Origin of the sequence: Thalassolituus sp. UBA2009, assembly GCF_002335285.1 — a bacterium.
Classification (GTDB): Bacteria; Pseudomonadota; Gammaproteobacteria; order Pseudomonadales; family Oceanobacteraceae; genus Venatoribacter; species Venatoribacter alkanivorans.
In genome coordinates this window covers 44,152-45,768 of sequence record NZ_DDCJ01000158.1, presented here as the reverse complement: position 1 = coordinate 45,768, position 1,617 = coordinate 44,152, and the positions used below count along the sequence as shown (strand labels likewise).

At 55.2% G+C, this 1,617-nt stretch carries 2 protein-coding genes; one reads left to right on the top strand and one right to left on the bottom strand.

Features of this window, described 5'->3' with window-relative positions:
* Positions 1-141: 141 nt before the first annotated feature.
* Entirely contained in the window at positions 142-996 is an 855-nt protein-coding gene (locus B3P58_RS19710) for a class I SAM-dependent methyltransferase (protein WP_145469745.1), read from the bottom strand.
* Positions 997-1,095: 99 nt separating this feature from the next.
* Here B3P58_RS19710 and B3P58_RS19705 point away from each other — a divergent pair.
* Positions 1,096-1,617: DedA family protein (locus B3P58_RS19705; RefSeq protein WP_286719983.1), on the top strand; the 522-nt coding region annotated here is incomplete at its 3' end.

The following is a 1,617-nucleotide window of genomic DNA, read 5'->3' as shown; positions in this document are numbered from 1 at the left end:
GCGGTGGGTCTGCAGAGTGGGGAAGACAGTAAAGATCTGGAAAAACGTTTATCGGCAAAACTTAAGAAACAGAAACGCGCCAGTCTGCAACTGGCGGCGTTTGCCGATTAACAGGGTTTCAATACGGTTGTTGCCTGTGACTTAAACGCTGGCGCGGATAATCCGCACCAGCGTTTTTGTTTTTGATTGTGGCAGGTTCAGCTTGCCGTAAAATTCCGCCGGGTCGTGTACCCGTACCTCGTTAAAACCATCCTGCTGAAAGCCTTCTTTAATCGCGGCATCCGATGAATAGTGCAGCGGCCATTGGCCGCGGGTAAAAAATCCCACCAGTTTCTGCGCGAATTTTACGTAGCGGTATGACGGATGATCGGCAAAATCCGGGTATAAATCGGTGACATAAAATCCGCCGGAAAACCCTTTCAGACCTTCCGCCATTCGTGCCCAGACACTGCGGATGGTGGTCAGATCAAAATAATTCACCAGCCCTTCGGTAACGATGGCGGTTTTTTTCGCTGGATCAAGGCTGGCCAGCAAGGCGGCAATAGAGTCATCACCGCTTTGCTGCAGAATATTGCAGGCCCGAACGCTGTGGCCACTGGCCTGGCCAATGGCCGCCAATAGTGCCTGTTTGCGGTTGGCCATGCCGGGAAGATCGGCTTCGATATAAGTCAGCTGCGGATATTTTTGTTTAAAGCGGTAACCGCGCGGCGATAGACCGGCAGCAATTTCAACAATCTGCTCCACACCTTCTTCTTCAATCAGGCGCTCGACCTGATGATCAATAACAGAGTGCCGCTGCAGTAAAAATGTATCGATATCAGCACCGGCCACCAGACGTAAAAAGGCATTAACCGGGCTGAGTGCAGCGTTGGCGACACGTCCCATACCGGTAATAAACCCGGGGGCGGAGAGGCCGTGCTTGTACCAGATGTAGCCGGTATAGTGAGCGCTGATGCTGATGCGGGACGTATCGGTGGCGGAAGTGGAAGAGGTCATGAGCTGTCTTTTATTGTTGTTGTGTACGCACACGAGAATACAGGGGAATACCCTGCTGCGTCCACGCGTGGTCAACCGGCAACAGCCCGGGCGGTTGTGATGGAGTCGGCACTATCCGTTTTTTTTGCAGGCTTCACCGATATTATTGAGCAGCATGGCTGGCTGCTGTTGCCGGCGGTATTTGTTCTGGCGCTGGCTGAGTCGCTGCTGGTGGTTGGGTTGTTTATTCCTGGTGTGGCACTGCTGGTGGCGTTAACCATTCTGGCGGCAGAGCAGGGATTGCCCGTTGTATGGTGGTGGCTTGCCGGAGCGGCGGGGGCATTCTGTGGTGACGGTCTGAGTTTTCATATTGGTCGCTGGTATGGACCGCGGCTGGCGCACTGGAATATCTTCCGCCGTCACCCTGACTGGCTGCCCTCGGCTGAGCACTTTTTCGCCCGTTACGGTGTGTGGAGCATTGCGCTCGGGCGTTTTATCGGCCCGTTGCGCCCTCTGGTTCCGGCCATGGCCGGAGTGTGCGGGATGCCGGTGCGCGACTTCTGGTGGGTAAACAGCTGGTCTTCGGCGGCCTGGGCGGCGTTTTATCTGCTGCCGGTTTACTGGTTTGGTCAGGCAGCCCTG

Coding starts and splice junctions, on each gene's coding strand:
- B3P58_RS19710 (WP_145469745.1), bottom strand. CDS start 996: ATGACCTCTTCCACTTCCGCCACCGATACGTCCCGCATCAGCATCAGC.